The sequence below is a fragment of the Streptomyces sp. SID12488 genome, from assembly GCF_010548275.1.
In the GTDB taxonomy this organism is placed as follows: domain Bacteria; phylum Actinomycetota; class Actinomycetes; order Streptomycetales; family Streptomycetaceae; genus Streptomyces.
The window spans coordinates 148648-166911 of sequence record NZ_JAAGLT010000002.1; the positions used below are offsets into that span (position 1 = coordinate 148648).

The following is an 18264-nucleotide window of genomic DNA, read 5'->3' on the forward strand; positions in this document are numbered from 1 at the left end:
CACAGTTAGTCAAGTCCTCCGCACGACATGGTCTGCACGACATGGATTCGCACGACGTGGTTCGTACGACGTGGGAGGACGGCCGGGCCGCGGCGCGCTGCCGGAGGGGGACAGCGCGCCGGCGGGCCCGCCGAAGACCGGGACGGCGGGGGCAGCCGTGAAACCCCGATGCGGGGGTACCCGCCTCATCGACCCCGAACTACCGACAAGTTCCAGGGAGTTGATGACGCATGGCGGCCTTCGGACGGCAGCACTCCACCGGCAGGAACTCCGGTGCACGCGGCAGGAGCTGGCAGCGCACCACGCCGGACAGCGCGACGCTGGGAATCATCGGGCTCATCTGCGCGGTCGTGGGCTTCTTCGTCCTCGGCATCGTCCTGGGCCCGGCGGCCATTGTCTGCGGCTGGCTGGCGATGGGCCGGACCTGGAAGGGCCCGCACCCGATACCGCCCCTGGTGGCCGTGGTCCTGGGTGCGATCGACACCCTCCTGGCCATCATCTGGCTGGCGAGCGCCACAGGCACGACGACCGGCCTCTTCTGACCGTCGGCGCGACAGCGGGACCTCTGACGCGGGACCCCCTAACGGGGCTCCTCGCTCACCCGCTCCCTCGTGACGGCCAGCGCGGCCACCTCGGCGCGCAGCGCCCGTACCTCGTCCGTCAGTGCCGCGATCGCCGCCGTCTGGCGCTTTTCCTCCACGTCGTCCATCTCGAACCGGGAGATGAACCAGGCGGCGATGTTCGCGGTGACGAGACCGAGGAGCGCGATCCCGGACAGCATCAGCCCGACCGCGAGCATCCGGCCCACTCCGGTGGTCGGCGCGTGGTCCCCGTACCCGACTGTCGTCATCGTCGTGAACGACCACCACAGCGCGTCATCCAGCGTTCGGATGTTCCCTTCCGGTGACGCGCGTTCCACCGACAGCACGGCCAGCGAACCGAACATCAGCAGCCCCACCACGGCCCCGCCGACGTATGTCGTCAGCCGGACCTGGGACGCCATCTGGGCCCGCCGGCCCACCAGCATCAGCGTGGAGACGACCCGCAGCAGCCGCAGCGGCTGGAGCAGCGGCAGCAGCACGGCGAACAGGTCCAGCCAGTGCCGTCGAACGTACTCCCGACGCCGGTCGGTGAGAGCGATCCGGACGAGATAGTCGACCGCGAACGCCCCCCACACCGTCCACTCCGCGACCGTGCACGCGACCGAGACGGAGCGGCTGGCGGGGCTGTCGATGATCGGCACCGCGTAGGCGACGGTGAACACGACAGCGAGCCCCATCAGGGGCCGCTGCGTATGCCGCTCCCAACGGGCCTGTGCCGAAGGTTCCTTCATGCCCCGCATCGTAAGGGTCCGGAAGCGCCCCTATAGGGCGCCCCGAAGGGGCAGCCCTATAGGGGCGCAGGGGCGCGGGGCTGTATCTATGTGCGGCTCCGCCGCGTGGGCGCGACCAGCCACAACGGCCCCGCAGACGAACTACCGCCCGACCCGCGGAGCGCTACGCGTCGCCGCCCGCCGCGCCCGGGTCCGCCGACGCCACGTCGAGCAACTGGTACCGGTCGATCGCCTGCTTCAGCAGCGAGCGGTCCACCTTGCCCTCCTTGGCCAGCTCGGTCAGCACCGCCACCGCGATCGACTGCGGGTCGATGTGGAAGAACCGCCGGGCCGCGCCCCGCGTGTCCGCGAAGCCGAAGCCGTCCGCGCCCAGCGACTGGTACGTCCCCGGGACCCACCGCGAGATCTGGTCCGGAACAGAACGCATCCAGTCGGACACGGCCACGAACGGTCCCTCGGCGGCACTGAGCTTCCGCGTCACATACGGGACGCGCTGCTCCTCCTCCGGGTGCAGCAGGTTGTGCTGCTCCACCGCGACAGCCTCGCGCCGCAGCTCGTTCCACGAGGTCGCCGACCAGACGTCCGCCCGTACGTTCCAGTCCTCGGCGAGGATCCGCTGCGCCTCCAGCGCCCACGGCACCGCGACACCGGACGCGATGACCTGGGCCGGGATGGTGCCCGAAGTCGCCTCGCCCACACGGTGGATGCCCTTGAGGATGCCGTCGACGTCGACGTTCTCAGGCTCGGCCGGGTGCTGGATCGGCTCGTTGTAGACGGTGAGGTAGTAGAAGACGTCCTCACTGTCGGGCCCGTACATCCGGCGCAGACCGTCCTGCACGATGTACGCGATCTCGTACGAGTACGCCGGGTCGTACGCCACACAGCCCGGGTTGGTCGAGGCGAGCAGCTGCGAGTGCCCGTCGGCGTGCTGGAGACCCTCGCCGGTCAGAGTCGTACGGCCGGCGGTCGCACCCAGTACGAAACCGCGCGCCAACTGGTCGGCCATCTGCCAGAACTGGTCGCCCGTGCGCTGGAAACCGAACATCGAGTAGAAGACGTAGACGGGGATCAACGGCTCGCCATGCGTGGCGTACGCCGAACCCGCCGCGATCAGCGAGGCGGTGCAGCCCGCCTCGGAGATGCCGTCGTGCAGCATCTGGCCGGTCGGGGACTCCTTGTAGGCGAGCAGCAGCTCCCGGTCGACCGACTCGTACTGCTGGCCGAGCGGGTTGTAGATCTTCGCGCTCGGGAAGAACGAGTCCATGCCGAACGTGCGGTACTCGTCCGGCGCGATCAGCACGAAACGCCTGCCGATCTCCTTGTCCCGCATGAGGTCCTTGAGCAGCCGGACGAACGCCATGGTCGTGGCGATCGACTGCTGACCTGAACCCTTCTTCACACTCGCGTACGTCTTCTCCGGCGGCAGCGTCAGCGGCTTGGCGCGGACGACGCGGGTCGGGACGTAACCGCCGAGCGAGTTGCGGCGGTCGTGCATGTACTGGATCTCTTCCGAGTTCCGGCCCGGGTGGAAGTACGGCGGGGCGCCGCCCTCCAGCTCCTTGTCGGAGATCGGCAGATGGAGCCGGTCGCGGAAGCCCTTGAGGTCGGCCGCCGTCAGCTTCTTCATCTGGTGCGTGGCGTTGCGGCCCTCGAAGTTGGGTCCGAGCGTCCAGCCCTTGACCGTCTTGGCGAGGATGACGGTCGGCTGGCCCTTGTGCGCCTTGGCCGCCGCGAACGCCGCGAAGATCTTCTTGTGGTCGTGGCCACCACGGCCCAGGTGCAGGACCTGGTCGTCGGTCATGTTCTCGACCATCGCGCGCAGCCGGGTGTCGTCCCCGAAGAAGTGGTCGCGGATGTACTCGCCCGTCTCCGTGGCGTACGTCTGGAACTGCCCGTCGGGGGTCGTGTTCATCTTGTTGACGAGCACGCCGTCCCGGTCCTGCGCGAGCAGCGGGTCCCAGCTCCGGTCCCACACCAGCTTGACGACGTTCCAGCCGGCGCCCCGGAACTGCGACTCCAGCTCCTGGATGATCTTGCCGTTGCCGCGCACCGGGCCGTCGAGCCGCTGGAGGTTGCAGTTGACGACGAAGGTCAGGTTGTCGAGGCCCTCGCGCGCGGCGATCGACAGCTGGCCGAGCGACTCCGGCTCGTCCATCTCGCCGTCACCGAGGAACGCCCACACGTGCGACTTGGAGGTGTCCGCGATCCCGCGCGCCTCCATGTAGCGGTTCATCCGCGCCTGGAAGATCGCGCCGAGCGGGCCGAGGCCCATCGAGACGGTCGGGAACTCCCAGAAGTCCGGCATCAGCCGCGGGTGCGGGTACGAGGACAGCCCGTACGGCGCCTTCGACTTCTCCTGGCGGAACGCGTCGAGCTGTTGCTCGCTGAGCCGGTCGAGAAGGAACGCGCGGGCGTAGATACCGGGGGAGGCGTGGCCCTGGAAGAAGATCTGGTCGCCGCCGTCGCCCTCGTCCTTGCCCCGGAAGAAGTGGTTGAAGCCCACGTCGTAGAGGGAGGCGGAGGAGGCGAAGGTCGCGATGTGGCCGCCGACGCCGATCCCGGGCCGCTGGGCGCGCGAGACCATCACGGCCGCGTTCCAGCGGGTCGCGTTCAGGATGCGGCGCTCGATCTCCTCGTTGCCGGGGAAGAAGGGCTCGTCCTTCGTCGCGATCGTGTTGACGTAGTCCGTGCTCCGCATCTCGGGCACGGCGACGCGCTTCTCACGGGCTCGCTCGATCAGCCGCAGCATCAGATAGCGGGCTCGCTCCCGGCCGCGCTCGTCAACGGCGGCGTCGAGCGAGTCGAGCCATTCCTGGGTTTCTTCGGGATCGAAGTCAGGAACCTGACTCGGAAGGCCGCCAATGATGATCGGGTTGCGATCTGATCCGGAAGCCACGCTGTTCCTTCGCTCTCGGAGGGCTTGGTCCGGGGCACGCCATGAACCTGCCCCGGGGCTGCGAATGCACTGGCCCCATCGTGTACCCCGAGGCCGGGTACGTCACCTCTACTCAGAAGTAGTCCCGGTGAAGATCGCCGGGCGGGGTGTCCGCAGCCAAATCGCAACGATACGCCCAGTCCGTGACGTGTTCCGTAAAGCGATTCGGATCTCGCACGCATGTGTGAGAAGTTCGGGAGTCACTCGGGAGCAGCAAAACCGCAAAGCGGGCAGAATGGTGTGGTGTGCGTCACTGGTTCCCGGAAGTCGCTGTCTGAAGTTGCGGCGACACCGCCAGGATCGTCACCGTTTCGGCGGTCTCGACGGCCGGGTACTTGCGCGATCCGCCCCGCCCGTGTGGACTACGGCCAATGCTTCGCGCACGCGCGTTGCTGGACAATTCTCGAAACATGATCAGGAGGCAACCCGTGAGCGCGACCGCGGACCACGCGGAGGAGCGGACTAACCCTGCCGCAAGGCTGGGGTTCCAGCCCGAGCAGGTGGTCCAGGAGATCGGCTACGACGATGACGTCGACCAGGAGCTCCGCGAGGCCATTGAGGAAGTCATCGGCAGCGATCTCGTTGACGAGGAGTACGACGACGTCGCAGATGCCGTGGTGCTCTGGTTCCGCGACGATGACGGCGACCTGACCGATTCGCTGGTGGATGCCACCGCGTACATCGAAGAAGGCGGCGCGATCCTGCTCCTCACGCCCAAGACGGGCCGTGACGGCTACGTGGAGCCGAGCGACATCTCTGAAGCCGCGACGACGGCGGGTCTGTCGGCGACGAAGAGCGTCAGTGTGGGCAAGGACTGGAGTGGGAGTCGTCTTGCGACGCCCAAGGCAGCCAAGTCGAAGAAGTGAGTAAGTGACCGTTCGCCGGTGCGGGCGTCTACCGGGGGCTCTGCCCCCAGACCCCCGATCGGCCTGAACGGCCTCGTCCTCAATCGCCGGACGGGCCGGATTCATCCGGCCCGTCCGGCGGCTTTCAGTGGGTGGTCACTAGGGTGTTCTCACCCGAACAGCCCACCGAAGGGATGCAGGATCATGGCGATCGAGGTCGGCGAAAAGGCCCCGGACTTCGAGCTCAAGGACAACCACGGCGCCACCGTGCGGCTCTCGGACTTCCGCGGCGCCAAGAACGTGGTGCTGCTCTTCTATCCCTTCGCCTTCACCGGTGTGTGCACCGGCGAACTCTGCGACCTGCGGGACAACCTGCCGAGGTTCTCCGACCGGGACACGCAGGTGCTCGCCGTCTCCAACGACTCCATCCACACCCTGCGCGTCTTCGGCGAGCAGGAGGGCTTCGAGTACCCCCTGCTCTCCGACTTCTGGCCGCACGGCAACATTTCGCGCGAGTACGGCGTCTTCGACGAGAGCAAGGGCTGCGCGGTGCGCGGGACCTTCATCATCGACAAGGAGGGCGTCGTGCGGTGGACCGTGGTCAACGGCCTGCCGGACGCGCGTGACCTGAACGAGTACGTGAAGGCCCTCGACACCCTGTAACTCTTCGGTTCCAGCCCTGCGTGGGGCGGGAACCCGTTACTAGGATCGACACGTTGATCCGATACCGGCGCACGACGGGGCACACCGCCCCTGGACGCAGACGAGACACCAATGGAGGACTCGTGGGAGTCAGCCTCAGCAAGGGCGGCAACGTATCGCTGACCAAGGAGGCCCCGGGTCTCACCGCGGTCATCGTCGGTCTGGGGTGGGACGCGCGTTCCACCACCGGCACCGACTTCGACCTCGACGCCAGCGCGATCCTGACGAACGCGGCGGGCAAGGTCAGTTCCGACGCCAACTTCGTGTTCTTCAACAACCTCAAGAGCCCGGACGGCTCCGTCGAGCACACCGGTGACAACACCACCGGTGAGGGCGACGGGGACGACGAGCAGATCAAGGTCAACCTCGCGGCTGTCCCGGCCGACATCGACAAGATCGTGTTCCCGGTCTCGATCTACGACGCCGAGAACCGTCAGCAGTCCTTCGGCCAGGTGCGCAACGCGTACATCCGCGTGGTGAACCAGGCGGGCGAGGCGGAGCTCGCACGCTACGACCTCTCCGAGGACGCCTCGACGGAGACCGCCATGGTCTTCGGCGAGCTGTACCGGCACGGCACGGAGTGGAAGTTCCGCGCCATCGGCCAGGGATACGCGTCCGGTCTGCGCGGCATCGCGCAGGACTTCGGCGTGAACGTCTGAGCCGGACTCCCTCCGGCTCCGTCGTCCGGCGTCGCACTCTCGGTGCGGCGCCGGACGCGCTCGGCACATCTGTTCGGCATCACCTCGGGGAGGACCAGCACAATGGGCGTCACGCTTGCCAAGGGGGGCAATGTCTCCCTCTCCAAAGCCGCACCGAACCTCACCCAGGTGTTGGTCGGGCTCGGCTGGGACGCGCGTTCCACCACCGGCGCGCCCTTCGACCTCGACGCCAGCGCGCTGCTGTGCGGCGGTGGACGGGTGCTCGGCGACGAGTGGTTCATCTTCTACAACCAGCTCACCAGCCCCGACGGCTCGGTCGAGCACACCGGCGACAACCTCACCGGTGAGGGCGAGGGTGACGACGAGTCGCTGATCGTCGACCTCCCCAAGGTGCCGGCCGCCTGCGACAAAATCATCTTTCCGGTCTCGATCCACGACGCGGACAACCGCGGCCAGACCTTCGGCCAGGTCGGCAACGCCTTCATCCGGGTCGTCAACCAGGCCGACGGCCAGGAACTGGCGCGTTACGACCTGAGCGAGGACGCGTCGACGGAGACCGCCATGATCTTCGGGGAGTTGTACCGCTATCAGGGCGAGTGGAAGTTCCGTGCAGTTGGACAGGGGTACGCGTCGGGTCTGAAGGGCATCGCCCTAGACTTCGGAGTCAACGTTTCGTAAAGCCGGGTACGGCAGCGGGGGAGACCCGTTAACACACGATTGGGTAGCCAGTGATTCTGAAAACCTTCGGCTGGTCGTTCGCGGTCACCGCGCTCGGCCTGGTCGCGGCCGTCCTCTACGGGGGGTGGACCGGCTTCGGGATCGTGGCGATCCTCTCCATCCTCGAGATCTCGCTGTCCTTCGACAACGCGGTGGTCAACGCCGGCATCCTGAAGAAGATGAGTGCCTTCTGGCAGAAGATCTTCCTCACCGTCGGTGTCCTCATTGCCGTCTTCGGTATGCGGCTCGTCTTCCCCGTCGTGATCGTGGCCATCAGCGCCAAGATCGGCCCGATCGACGCCGTCGACCTCGCGCTCAACAACAAGGACCAGTACCAGCAGCTGGTCACCGACGCCCACCCGGCGATCGCCGCCTTCGGTGGCATGTTCCTGTTGATGATCTTCCTCGACTTCATCTTCGAGGACCGTGACATCAAGTGGCTCGGCTGGCTGGAACGCCCCCTCGCCAAGCTCGGCAAGGTCGACATGCTGTCGGTCTGCATCGCCCTGATCGTGCTCATGATCTCCGCCATGACCTTCGCGACCAACGCCCACCAGCACGGTGGCGCCCACGTCGACAAGGCACAGACGGTGCTCATCTCCGGCATCGCCGGTCTGATCACGTACATGATCGTCGGCGGACTCTCCGGCTACTTCGAGGACAAACTCGAGGAAGAGGAGGAGCGCGAGCACGAGGAGGCGGAAGAGGCCGAGCGGACCGGCAAGAAGAAGCCGGCCATCGTCCTCGCCGGCCAGGCCGCGTTCTTCATGTTCCTCTACCTCGAAGTGCTGGACGCGTCCTTCTCCTTCGACGGTGTGATCGGCGCCTTCGCCGTCACGAACGACATCGTGCTGATGGCCCTGGGCCTCGGTATCGGCGCCATGTACGTCCGGTCGCTCACGGTCTACCTGGTCCGCCAGGGCACCCTCGACGACTACGTCTACCTGGAGCACGGCGCGCACTACGCGATCGGCGCCCTCGCCGGCATCCTGCTCATCACCATCCAGTACCAGATCCACGAGGTCATCACCGGCCTGGTGGGTGTCGTACTGATCGCCTGGTCCTTCTGGTCCTCCGTGCGCCGCAACACCAAACTGGCAGCGGCAGAGGGAAAAGCGGCGGGCTCGGACGAGAAGACTGAGGTGTCGTCCGGGGTGTGACAACCTCCGCTGTGAGGAACGCTCTGAGCGGGGCGGCTACGAGGAATCGTCCTCGTCGGCCGCCCCGCGGCTTTGCGGGCAGCGGGCCGACGGCGTGGACGAATGTGCGGGGGCTGGACGGGTGGGGGCGGGATGAGTTTCTGGGACGACCTGTGGCACGGCCGTACGACGGACTTCGACGCGGGCAGCGCGGCGAGCAACTCCATCGAGCTGACCAAGCGGCACCAGCGGGTGTCGCTCACCAAGCAGGGTGCCGCGACGGGCCACCTGCGCATCAATCTGTCCTGGCGGATGCGTACGTCGGACATCGGCGGCCCCAAGCGGCAGAGCCTGTGGCGACACCCCTTCCAGGCCCTGCGGCCCGAGGAGGTCAAGGGCCACACCCAGAGCATGGTGAACGTCGACCTCGACCTGGGCATCCTGTACGAGCTGGCCGACGGCACGAAGGGGGTCGTACAGCCGCTGGGCGGGTTCCTCGGCGAGACGAATGCGCCGCCCTACGTCAAGCTCAGCGGTGACGACCGGTTCGGGTCGGCGTCCGGGGAGACGGCGTACGTCAACCTTGATCACCGGGACGAGATCAAGCGGCTGCTGGTGTTCGTGTACATCTACGACCAGACGCCGGCGTTCGACCGGACCCACGCGATCGTGACGCTCTACCCGAGCAACGGGCCGCGCATCGAGATAGGCCTCGACGAGCGGCACTCGCAGGCCCGGTCGTGTGCGGTGGTGCTGATCGAGAACGTGAAGAACGAGCTGATCGTCCGGCGGGAAGTGAAGTTCGTCTACGGGTTCCAGGCGGAGCTCGACCGGTTGTACGGGTGGGGACTGCAGTGGGGTCGGGGCTACAAGACGAAGGCGGAGCGCTGACGCTGGTCTGGGCGGGGGCGCCTTGGTACGCGGGAGGTTCTGCGCATGGGCGACTGCGGGTTCGTTGTGGCTTGTCGCGCCCCGCGGCGGAGCCGCACAACGACACAGCCCCGCGCCCCTTCAGGGCGCCTGTCCTAGCGTCCGATGAACTGTGGGCCCTGTGGCGGTAGGTGGAAGTCCGGGGACGGGTTCGGGGATGTTGCCACCGGTTGGGGGTACCCGTACGCCGGTTGGTTGGCGTTCGGGCTCGTGGGCTGCGGGTAGCCGTAGGTCGGCTGGGGAGGGAGGGTGGGCGGATGCTGGACCGTGGTGACCGCCGAGGTGTCCGTGGGCGGGGCGTTCGTGGTGTCCGGGAACGGTTCCTCGGCCGGCGGGTCCTCCACCGAGATGCCGAAGTCCGTCGCCAGGCCCTCCAGGCCGTTCGAGTAGCCCTCGCCCAGGGCGCGGAACTTCCAGCCGTCGCCGCGCCGGTACAGCTCGCCGCAGATCAGCGCCGTTTCCTCGCCCGTCTCCGGCTTGACGTCGAAGTACGCCAGCGGTTCCCCGTCCGCGACGGCACCGTCGTACAACACGATGCGCAGGGACCGTACGCGGTCGAAGGGCACGCCGTCCGCCGAGGCGATCAGCAGAATCTGTCCGACTCCTGACTCGACACCGGTCAGATCCGTCTGGATCGTGTCGGTCAGGCCCTCGGCCACCCGTTTCTTGCCGAGGCGCCAGACCTTGCCCGACGGGTGGCGGGGCTGGTTGTAGAAGACGAAGTCCTCGTCGGAGCGCACACGACCGTCGGGGCCGAGGAGCAGCGCCGAGGCATCGACATCCGGAACCCCCTGCCCGGGCGTCCAGCGCAGCACGGCCCGCACCGTCGTGGCTTCGAGAGGGACGTTCGACCCCTTCAGCATGGCGTGCGTCATGCGGTCATCCTGCCTTCTCGGTCCTGGTCACGACAACGCGGGGGCATCGTTTCTGCGTGTCCGCGTTACCTGAACTTCATTCTCAGTGGGAACCCCTGACATGGATCCCTACGTACTATTACCGGCCACCCTTCAACACTCGACCGACAATCGATCACCACTCGACCGGCCGTCCAGCCGCCACGGGGGAGTTTCATGCGTCATTTCGGGCACATCGCGCCTGAGGTACGGCAGCGCCTGTTCCACCAGGAGCCGTGCGAGTTCACCGCCGACTCCCCGGCCCGGCTGCTCGCCACGGCCCTGGGGGCCACCCTGTACAGCCCGGCGACCCGCCCGCGCCTCGCCGACGCCATCGTCAAGCAGGTCGCCCGCGGTGTCGTCTCGATGGTGCTGTGCCTGGAGGACTCGATCGACGACTCGGAGGTCGAGGCCGCCGAGGAGAACCTGGTGCGGGAGTTCGGCGTGCTCGACGAGCGCCCCGACGCCGCCACCGGGCTGCCGCTGCTGTTCATCCGGGTCCGTACCCCCGAACAGATCCCCGACCTCGTACAGCGACTCGGGCCCACCGTCAGGCTGCTCTCCGGGTTCGTGATGCCGAAGTTCACCGAGGAACGCGGGATGCCGTTCCTGGAGGCACTCGCCGACGCCGAGGCCGCGAGCGGCCACCGTCTGTTCGGCATGCCGGTGCTCGAATCCCCCGAGCTGATGTACCGGGAGACGCGCGTAGAAACCCTGGAGGGCATCTCCCGCGCCGTCGACAAGTACCGCGACCGCGTCCTCGCCCTGCGCCTCGGCGTCACCGACTTCTGCTCCTCGTACGGGTTGCGCAGAGCCCCGGACATGACGGCGTACGACGTCCACGTCGTCGCCTCCGTCATCGCCGACGTCGTCAACATGATGGGGCGGGCCGACGGCACCGGGTTCACCGTCACCGGGCCCGTCTGGGAGTACTTCCGGGTCCAGGAGCGCATGTTCAAGCCGCAGCTGCGCCGCAGCCCCTTCCTGGACGGCCAGGCCGAGGAACTGCGTGAGACGCTGATCGAGCACGCCATGGACGGGCTGCTCCGCGAGATCAGCCTCGACCAGGCCAACGGGCTGCTCGGCAAGACCTGCATCCACCCCTCGCACGTGCTGCCGGTGCACACCCTGTCCGTGGTCAGCCACGAGGAGTTCAGCGACGCCCAGGACATCCTGCGGCCCGAGCGCTGCGGCGGCGGCGTCCTGCGGTCGGCGTACACGAACAAGATGAACGAGGTGAAGCCGCACCGCGCCTGGGCCGAGCGGACGCTGCTGCGCGCCGAGGTCTTCGGCGTCGCCAACGAGGACATCGGCTTCGTGGAGCTGCTCACCGCCGGTATCCCCGACTGATTCCCAACCTGTCCCGACCGATTTCCAACCAGTTCCCGACCGAAATCCGCCTTCGATCGCCTGTGCGGCTGACATGACGGACCTGGCACCCCCCGACGAACACACATAGGGATTCATGGACAACGCTGTGCACAACGGGGTCTGGTCCGGCACCTGGGTCGCCGAGCGGCTCGGGGTCGAGCTGGTCGGCCGCCACGACCTGCGCGAGCTGCTCGGTCTCGCCCTGCGGCGCAACCCCAAGCGGGCGCACCTGCTGGTGTCGAACGTGCTCGGCAAGCACGTCCCGCAGTCGCCCGCCGTCGTCTACGGCCACGGCTTCGCCCTCGGCAGGCGTGTCCGCGAACTGCTGGGCGCCGACGAGTCCCGGCGAGCCGTCGTCCTCGGGTACGCCGAGACGGCCACCGGGCTCGGCCACTGCGTTGCCGACGGCGTGGGCCTGGCGCCCTACCTGCACTCCACCCGTCGACCGGTCGAAGGCGTCGCCCGGGCGGGCGGCTTCGAGGAGGCCCACTCGCACGCCACCTCCCACCTGCTCCTCCCGGAGAACCCCGCACTGCTGGCCGGCCCCGGCCCGCTGGTCCTCGTCGACGACGAGTTCTCGACCGGCAACACCGTCCTCAACACCATCCGCGCCCTGCACGAGCGCTACCCGCGTGAGCGGTACGTCATAGTCGCCCTCGTCGACATGCGCTCCGCCGCCGACGCGGGCCGCCTGGACGTGTTCGCCGACGAGATCGGCGCCCGCGTCGACCTGGTCACCACGGCTGACGGAACGGTTCGCCTGCCGGAGGGCGTGCTGGAAAAGGGGCAAGAACTCGTCGAGCGGTACGAGAATCCCCCCTCAGGGGCGCGGGGAACTGCGCGAACAGCCCCCACCGACCCGCAGCCGCCACACAACCGTTTCACCCGAGTCGAACTGCGCTGGCCCCGAGGCATCCCGGACGGCGGTCGCCACGGCTTCACGCCCGGGCACCGAATACGCATGGAGGCCGCGCTGCCCGCGATGGCGGCGAGGCTCGCCGAGTGCCTCCCCGAAGACGCCCGGCGCGTGCTCGTCCTCGGCTTCGAGGAGCTGATGTACGCCCCGCTGCGTCTCGCCCGCGAGCTGGAGCAGGTGCTGGAGGGCGCCGAGGTCCGTTCCTCGACGACCACCCGTTCGCCCGTCCTCGCCGTGGACGACCCGGGGTACGCGATCCGCAGCCGCCTCGTCTTCCCGGCCCACGACGACCCGGCCGACGGGCCCGGCGAGCGCTACACCTACAACGTGGCCGGCGCCGGCTTCGACGCCGTCGTCGCGGTCGTGGACTCCGCCGCCGACACGCCCGAACTGCACGCCCCCGACGGCCTGTTGGCCAAGCTCGCCGCGCACACGCCGAACGTCGTGCTCGCCGTCGTCCCCTCGTACGTACCCGCACTCCCGCACGTACCCGAAAGGCCCCGCATGCTGCCCGAGCCCCTCCGCGGTCCCGCGTTCTCCTCGTATCCACCGGACGAGGTCGGCTGGCTGCTGCGGGATCTCTCGGACGTCAGCCTGGAGGCGCCCACGGAGGAGCGCGAGGAGGCGATCCAGGCGGGCGGTGCCCACTACGCCGAGTCGCTGCCGGTCGAGTACCAGCCCAGCGACCAGTACCAGGAGCTGTTCCGCGCGGCCCTCGACACCTCCGCCGCCCGTATCGCCCAAGCGGTGGGCGCGGTCACGGAGTTGGTGCTCGCCGAACGCTCACCGCGGCCGGTGCTCGTCTCGCTGGCGCGGGCCGGAACCCCCGTCGGCGCCCTGATGCGCCGCTGGGCCAAGCACCGCCACGGGCTCGAACTGCCCCACTACGCCGTGTCGATCGTCCGGGGCCGGGGCATCGACGCCAACGCGCTGCGCTGGTTGGCCGCCCACCACGACCCCGCCGACGTCGTGTTCGTCGACGGCTGGACCGGCAAGGGCGCCATCACCCGCGAACTCGCCGACGCCATCAAGGAGTTCGAGGACTCCGACGGCATCACCGGCTTCGACCCGGAGATCGCGGTCCTGGCCGACCCGGGCTCCTGTGTCCGTACGTACGGCACCCGCGAGGACTTCCTCATCCCCTCCGCCTGCCTCAACTCCACGGTGTCGGGCCTGATTTCGCGGACCGTCCTGCGCGCCGACCTGGTTGGCCCGAACGACTTCCACGGCGCCAAGTTCTACCGTGAACTCGCCGGCGCAGACGTCTCGGTGGACTTCCTCGACGCCGTCGCCGCCCGCTTCCCGGAGGTCGCGGACGCCGTCGACACCACGGTCAAGGAACTGCTCGCCGCCGACCGGTCCCCGACGTGGGAGGGCTGGGCGGCAGTCGAGCGGATCAGCGAGGAGTACGAGATCCACGACGTCAACCTCGTCAAGCCCGGCGTCGGCGAGACCACCCGGGTGCTGCTGCGCCGTGTCCCCTGGAAGATCCTGGCCCGCGCCGGAGCGGGCGCCGACCTCGACCATGTACGCCTGCTCGCCGAGCAGCGGGGCGTACCCGTCGAAGAGGTGGCCGAACTCCCGTACACCTGCGTCGGGTTGATCCACCCCAAGTACACGCGGGGCGCGACCGGCGCCGACGGCAAGGCGGTGTCGGTATGAGTCCCATCAGTCCCGTGCTTGTCGCCAGCGATCTCGACCGTACGCTCATCTACTCTGCCGCGGCCCTCGCGCTGACCATGCCGGACGCCCGCGCGCCCCGGCTGCTCTGTGTCGAGGTGCACGAGGCCCGGCCGCTGTCGTACATGACGGAGGTGGCCGCCGGACTGCTCACCGAACTCGGTGACGCCGCCGTTTTCGTGCCGACGACGACCAGGACCCGTAAGCAGTATCTGCGCATCAACCTGCCGGGCCCGGCACCGAAGTACGCGATCTGTGCGAACGGCGGTCACATTCTCGTCGACGGGGTCGCCGACCAGGACTGGCACGACCGGGTGCAGGCACGGCTCGCGGACGAGTGCGCGTCCCTGGACGAGGTCCGGGACCATCTCGCGGCCACCGCCGACCCGCTCTGGGTGCGCAAGCACCGTATCGCCGAGGACTTCTTCGCCTACCTCGTCGTCGAGCGCGAACTGCTCCCCGAGGAGTGGGTGAAGGAGCTGACGGTCTGGGCGGAGGCCCGCGGCTGGACGGTCTCCCTCCAGGGCCGCAAGATCTACGCCGTGCCGAAGCCGCTCACCAAGAGCGCGGCCATGCGCGAGGTCGCGCGCCGCACCGGCGCGACGCTCACTCTCGCCGCCGGTGACTCTCTCCTCGACGCCGATCTCCTCCTCGCCGCCGACCGGGGCTGGCGCCCGGGCCACGGTGAGCTGGCTGAGTCGGAGTGGACGGCCGACACGGTCATCGCGCTTCCCGAGCGGGGAGTTGCTGCGGGGGAGCGGATTCTTCGGGAGTTCCTTCGGGAGGTGCGGTAGCGCTCCGCTGGGGGTGGCGTTGCCGTGAGGGGTTGTCGGGTTGCTGCGGCGCCGTCGTGGCTGGTCGCGCCCACGCGGCGGAGCCGCATATCGGGTTCAGCCCCGCGCCCCTTTGGGGCGTCCCTGTGTACGGCGTTTTGTTCGTACGGCGATGAACATGACCAGGACCACTGCCGCCCCTGCCAGCACCACCTTCGAGTACGCGGAGACGACGGTCGTGACCTCTGCCCAGTTGTCGCCCAGCAGATAGCCCGCGCACACGAAGGCGGTGTTCCACAGGGCGCTGCCGAGGGTGGTGAGGCCGAGGAACACGGGCAGGGGCATGCGTTCGACGCCGGCCGGTACGGAGATCAGGCTGCGGAAGACGGGGATCATCCGCCCGAAGAACACCGCCTTCGTACCGTGCCGCAGGAACCACGCCTCGGTCTTCTCGATGTCCGCCACCTTGACCAGCGGCAGCCGCGCGGCGAGGGCGACGGTGCGGTCACGGCCGAGCAGCGCGCCGACCCCGTACAGGGCGAGCGCGCCGACGACCGAGCCGGCCGTGGTCCAGAGCAGCGCGGCGAGCAGGCTCATCTGCCCGGTGCTCGCCGCGAAACCGGCGAGCGGCAGGATCACCTCGCTCGGCAGCGGCGGGAAGAGGTTCTCCAGCGCGATGGCGAGGCCCGCGCCGGGGGCGCCCATCGTGTCCATGAGATCGGTGACCCACTGGGGTGCGGCCGTCGTGGCTGTCATACGGCCACGCTAGGAAACCGAACCTGAACCCAACCTGAAGGGCGCCGAACCGCCCCGCCGTGCGGGTCCTCAGCCGCAGCAGCCCCCGCCGCAGCAACCGCCTCCGCCGCCACCGCCGCTCCCGCGCGGCGCCGACGCCGAGCCGCCGACAGCGACCGTCGACAGGAGCTTCACGGTGTCGTCGTGACCGGCGGGGCAGTCCGCCGGGGCAGCCGAATCGGCCATCGGGCGGCTGAGTTCGAAGGTGTCGCCGCACGTGCGGCAGCGGTACTCGTAGCGAGGCATGCGGACAGATTAGTCCCCAATTGCTCGCCGTGCGGAGCCCGAAGGTTTCGAGGGTGGTCCTTTCTGTTCATTCCCCATGTGGAGAAGCTGCGAAGGTCGCTGGTAATTTGTGTATGCCGCGATGAGCCGTGGGGTCGGGGAATTCAGAGTCTGCACGGACTGCGGAGGGGTGTGTCGTGACCCAGGAACCGGATGAATCGGACGCCACTCTGTATTTGCGGATATCGGATCTGGACATTCCCGGCACCGCTGAAGAATCGCCCGCACCGGGAGCCGTGGTACCGGCAGGCATCGCACCGGGAAACAGGCGTAAAGCCCGATTAGCCCGTAAAGCCCGCCGAATAACCCTGTCGCGGCTTCGGGCCCGTGTCGGGTCGTTCGTCGCGTCCCACGCGCCGAAGTACCCGCGCCCCGGCCGCTCCGGCTGGCGGCGCTGGATGCCCTCCTGGCGCCAGTGGCTGGGGGGCGTGCTGGCGTCGGTGGGGCTGACTTGCCTGCTCCTGGGCATCGCCTACGCGGCCACCGACATTCCCGACAACCTCAACACGTACGCCACCCAGCAGGACAACGTGTACTTCTGGGCCGACGGGACGCCCATGGCCCGTACCGGCTGGGTGCAGCGGCAGGCGATGCCGCTGAAGGAGATCCCGGAGGGTGTCCGCTGGGCGGTGCTCGCCGCCGAGAACGCGAGTTTTTACAGCGATTCCGGCATTTCCGTCAAGGGCATCAGTCGCGCCCTTTTTCGTACCGTCGGTCAGGGTGACACCCAGGGTGGGTCCACCATCACCCAGCAGTATGTCAAAAACGTCTATCTCAACCAGAACCAGACGATCAGCCGCAAGTTCACCGAGGCGATGATCTCCCTCAAGCTCGACAACCGGATGAGCAAGGACGACATCCTCGAGGGCTACCTCAACACCAGCTGGTTCGGCCGCGGCTGCTACGGCATCCAGCGCGCCGCCCAGGCCTACTACGGCAAGGACGTCAGCGAACTCGACGCCGGCGAGGGCGCGTTCCTCGCCTCCCTGCTCAAGGGCGCGGGCCTGTACGACCCGACCCTGAGCAGCGCCAACCGTGCCCGCGCCGTGGAGCGCTGGTCCTGGACCCTCGACCGGATGGTCGACATCGGCAGACTGACGAAGGCCGAGCGGGCCACGTACACGAAGTTCCCCGAGCCGCTGAAGAGCAACCCGCTGTACGACACCGGTGAGCAGACCGACTACCTGGTGGAGGTGGCCTCGCAGTACGCGAAGAAGGCCGGGGGGATCTCCGACAAGGACTTCGACCTCGGCGGCTACCAGGTCTACACGACGTTCGACCGCACCCGGGAGCGCAAGCTCGCCGACGCCGTGGCCAAGGCCCGCAAGCAGGCGGTGAAGGACGATCCGAAGGCCGCGAAGACCGCGCACTACGGCGCCGCCTCGGTGACCGCCGACGGCCGGATCCTCGCCGTCTACGGCGGCCCCGACCACCGTACCCAGGGCTACAACGAGTCCAACTCCACCACCGTGCCCGCCGGTTCGGCCTTCCTGCCGTTCGTCTACGCGGCCGGTCTGGAGCATGGCGTCCACGAGAGCCGCGACGACGAGGCGACACGTGTCACGGGGGAGACCTTGTACGACGGCAACGACGACGTGCCGGTGACCACGCCCGAGGGGCCCTACTGGGACCGCGGCGGCAAGAAGGTGGCCGCCAGCAACGACGGCGACCTGTCGTACGGGCAGATCTCCCTGCACCGGGCGCTGGCTCTGTCGGTGAACACGCCGTTCATGCAGCTCGGCATGGACACCGGCCTGGACAACGTCCGCGCGACCGCCGAGGCCGCCGGCCTGCTGCCCGCCAGTATCGGGGCGCAGGTGCCCGCCCTGTCGACGGGCACCTCCACGCCCAGCGCGATCCGCATGGCCGGCGGCTACACCACGTTCATCGCCGGCGGCAGGCGCACCGAGCCGTACTCGGTGCGCAAGATCACCCGCAACGGGTCCGGCATCGCCCTCGACACCCCCACCCCGACCCGCGCGATCGGTGCCGACGTGGCCGAAGAGGTCACCTCGGCGCTCACCGACGCCTTCAGCACCGCCCACCCCGTCGCCGCCGCGTCCGCCGACGGGAAGGTGACCGGGAAGGCGGGGACCACATCGGACGACACCGCCTCCTGGTACGTCGGCACGCACAAGTTCGTGTCCACGGCTGTCGTCGTCTACCGCATCGACCTGGCCAAGAGCCTCGAACCGCTGCCGTTGAAGGGCCTCGCAGGCACCGCCGACGACAGCGTTCCGTACGGCATCTGGTCGGGTGCCATGAGCCCGCTCGGCTGACCACCGGACGGG

16 protein-coding genes are annotated in these 18264 nt (G+C 68.5%); 11 read left to right on the plus strand and 5 right to left on the minus strand.

Translation table 11 applies throughout. From position 1 onward, the window contains the following. The first annotated feature begins 230 nt into the window (after positions 1-230). Positions 231-542, plus strand: coding sequence for a small hydrophobic protein (locus tag G3I56_RS04840; RefSeq protein ID WP_164407442.1), 312 nt, complete (start codon positions 231-233; stop codon positions 540-542). A gap of 38 nt (positions 543-580) precedes the next feature. Here G3I56_RS04840 and G3I56_RS04845 read toward each other — a convergent pair whose 3' ends face one another. Next, positions 581-1333, minus strand: a complete 753-nt coding sequence (locus tag G3I56_RS04845; RefSeq protein WP_164407444.1) for a potassium channel family protein — start codon at positions 1331-1333, stop codon at positions 581-583. Positions 1334-1496: 163 nt separating this feature from the next. Beyond that, entirely contained in the window at positions 1497-4229 is a 2733-nt protein-coding gene (gene aceE, locus G3I56_RS04850) for a pyruvate dehydrogenase (acetyl-transferring), homodimeric type (protein ID WP_164407446.1), read from the minus strand. 467 nt (positions 4230-4696) lie between these two features. Between aceE and G3I56_RS04855 the strand changes: the two genes are divergently transcribed. From G3I56_RS04855 to G3I56_RS04880, 6 genes are all read left to right on the plus strand, one after another. Continuing rightward, the gene (locus G3I56_RS04855; RefSeq protein WP_327694570.1) at positions 4697-5134 is read left to right on the plus strand and encodes a DUF3052 domain-containing protein; all 438 of its coding nucleotides are present in this window, start codon (positions 4697-4699) and stop codon (positions 5132-5134) included. Positions 5135-5317: 183 nt separating this feature from the next. After that, positions 5318-5776 (plus strand): peroxiredoxin, encoded by a 459-nt coding sequence (locus G3I56_RS04860; protein WP_164407449.1) that lies wholly within the window; start codon positions 5318-5320, stop codon positions 5774-5776. 122 nt (positions 5777-5898) lie between these two features. Next, positions 5899-6474 carry a TerD family protein gene (locus G3I56_RS04865; RefSeq protein ID WP_164407451.1) on the plus strand — a complete coding sequence of 192 codons (576 nt, stop codon included), beginning with the start codon at positions 5899-5901 and terminating at the stop codon, positions 6472-6474. A gap of 102 nt (positions 6475-6576) precedes the next feature. After that, on the plus strand, positions 6577-7152 hold the full coding sequence (locus tag G3I56_RS04870; protein WP_164314324.1) for a TerD family protein: 576 nt from the start codon (positions 6577-6579) through the stop codon (positions 7150-7152). Positions 7153-7202: 50 nt separating this feature from the next. Beyond that, positions 7203-8351, plus strand: coding sequence for a DUF475 domain-containing protein (locus G3I56_RS04875; RefSeq protein ID WP_164407453.1), 1149 nt, complete (start codon positions 7203-7205; stop codon positions 8349-8351). 132 nt (positions 8352-8483) lie between these two features. Continuing rightward, a complete protein-coding gene (locus G3I56_RS04880) occupies positions 8484-9221 on the plus strand; it encodes a Tellurium resistance (RefSeq protein WP_164407455.1) in 738 nt (245 codons plus the stop codon). 134 nt (positions 9222-9355) lie between these two features. Here the strand turns inward: G3I56_RS04880 and G3I56_RS04885 are convergent, their stop codons facing one another. Continuing rightward, complete coding sequence (locus G3I56_RS04885; protein WP_164407457.1) at positions 9356-10135, minus strand: TerD family protein; 780 nt, start codon at positions 10133-10135, stop codon at positions 9356-9358. Between the two features lie 195 nt (positions 10136-10330). Here G3I56_RS04885 and G3I56_RS04890 point away from each other — a divergent pair, with 195 nt between their 5' ends. The 3 genes from G3I56_RS04890 to G3I56_RS04900 all read left to right on the plus strand — a co-directional run bounded on the left by G3I56_RS04890 (position 10331) and on the right by G3I56_RS04900 (position 14914). Further along, the gene (locus G3I56_RS04890; RefSeq protein WP_164407459.1) at positions 10331-11503 is read left to right on the plus strand and encodes an HpcH/HpaI aldolase/citrate lyase family protein; all 1173 of its coding nucleotides are present in this window, start codon (positions 10331-10333) and stop codon (positions 11501-11503) included. A gap of 115 nt (positions 11504-11618) precedes the next feature. Next, entirely contained in the window at positions 11619-14102 is a 2484-nt protein-coding gene (locus G3I56_RS04895) for a phosphoribosyltransferase (RefSeq protein WP_164407461.1), read from the plus strand. Further along, positions 14099-14914 (plus strand): HAD family hydrolase, encoded by an 816-nt coding sequence (locus G3I56_RS04900; protein ID WP_164407463.1) that lies wholly within the window; start codon positions 14099-14101, stop codon positions 14912-14914. Before G3I56_RS04895 ends, G3I56_RS04900 begins: the two co-directional genes overlap by 4 nt. Positions 14915-15010: 96 nt before the next feature. Here the strand turns inward: G3I56_RS04900 and G3I56_RS04905 are convergent, their stop codons facing one another. Next, positions 15011-15649: a DedA family protein gene (locus G3I56_RS04905; RefSeq protein WP_164407465.1), complete on the minus strand. Its 639-nt coding sequence runs from the start codon at positions 15647-15649 to the stop codon at positions 15011-15013. 69 nt (positions 15650-15718) lie between these two features. Beyond that, the gene (locus G3I56_RS04910; RefSeq protein WP_164407467.1) at positions 15719-15934 is read right to left on the minus strand and encodes a zinc ribbon domain-containing protein; all 216 of its coding nucleotides are present in this window, start codon (positions 15932-15934) and stop codon (positions 15719-15721) included. A 437-nt stretch (positions 15935-16371) separates the two neighbouring features. Between G3I56_RS04910 and G3I56_RS04915 the strand changes: the two genes are divergently transcribed. Next, a complete protein-coding gene (locus G3I56_RS04915) occupies positions 16372-18252 on the plus strand; it encodes a transglycosylase domain-containing protein (RefSeq protein ID WP_239134711.1) in 1881 nt (626 codons plus the stop codon). Positions 18253-18264 lie beyond the last annotated feature (12 nt).

Coding starts and splice junctions, on each gene's coding strand:
- G3I56_RS04840 (WP_164407442.1), top strand. CDS start 231: ATGGCGGCCTTCGGACGGCAGCACTCCACCGGCAGGAACTCCGGTGCA.
- G3I56_RS04845 (WP_164407444.1), bottom strand. CDS start 1,333: ATGAAGGAACCTTCGGCACAGGCCCGTTGGGAGCGGCATACGCAGCGG.
- G3I56_RS04860 (WP_164407449.1), top strand. CDS start 5,318: ATGGCGATCGAGGTCGGCGAAAAGGCCCCGGACTTCGAGCTCAAGGAC.
- G3I56_RS04870 (WP_164314324.1), top strand. CDS start 6,577: ATGGGCGTCACGCTTGCCAAGGGGGGCAATGTCTCCCTCTCCAAAGCC.
- G3I56_RS04880 (WP_164407455.1), top strand. CDS start 8,484: ATGAGTTTCTGGGACGACCTGTGGCACGGCCGTACGACGGACTTCGAC.
- G3I56_RS04885 (WP_164407457.1), bottom strand. CDS start 10,135: ATGACGCACGCCATGCTGAAGGGGTCGAACGTCCCTCTCGAAGCCACG.
- G3I56_RS04890 (WP_164407459.1), top strand. CDS start 10,331: ATGCGTCATTTCGGGCACATCGCGCCTGAGGTACGGCAGCGCCTGTTC.
- G3I56_RS04895 (WP_164407461.1), top strand. CDS start 11,619: ATGGACAACGCTGTGCACAACGGGGTCTGGTCCGGCACCTGGGTCGCC.
- G3I56_RS04900 (WP_164407463.1), top strand. CDS start 14,099: ATGAGTCCCATCAGTCCCGTGCTTGTCGCCAGCGATCTCGACCGTACG.
- G3I56_RS04905 (WP_164407465.1), bottom strand. CDS start 15,649: ATGACAGCCACGACGGCCGCACCCCAGTGGGTCACCGATCTCATGGAC.
- G3I56_RS04910 (WP_164407467.1), bottom strand. CDS start 15,934: ATGCCTCGCTACGAGTACCGCTGCCGCACGTGCGGCGACACCTTCGAA.
- G3I56_RS04915 (WP_239134711.1), top strand. CDS start 16,372: ATGCCCTCCTGGCGCCAGTGGCTGGGGGGCGTGCTGGCGTCGGTGGGG.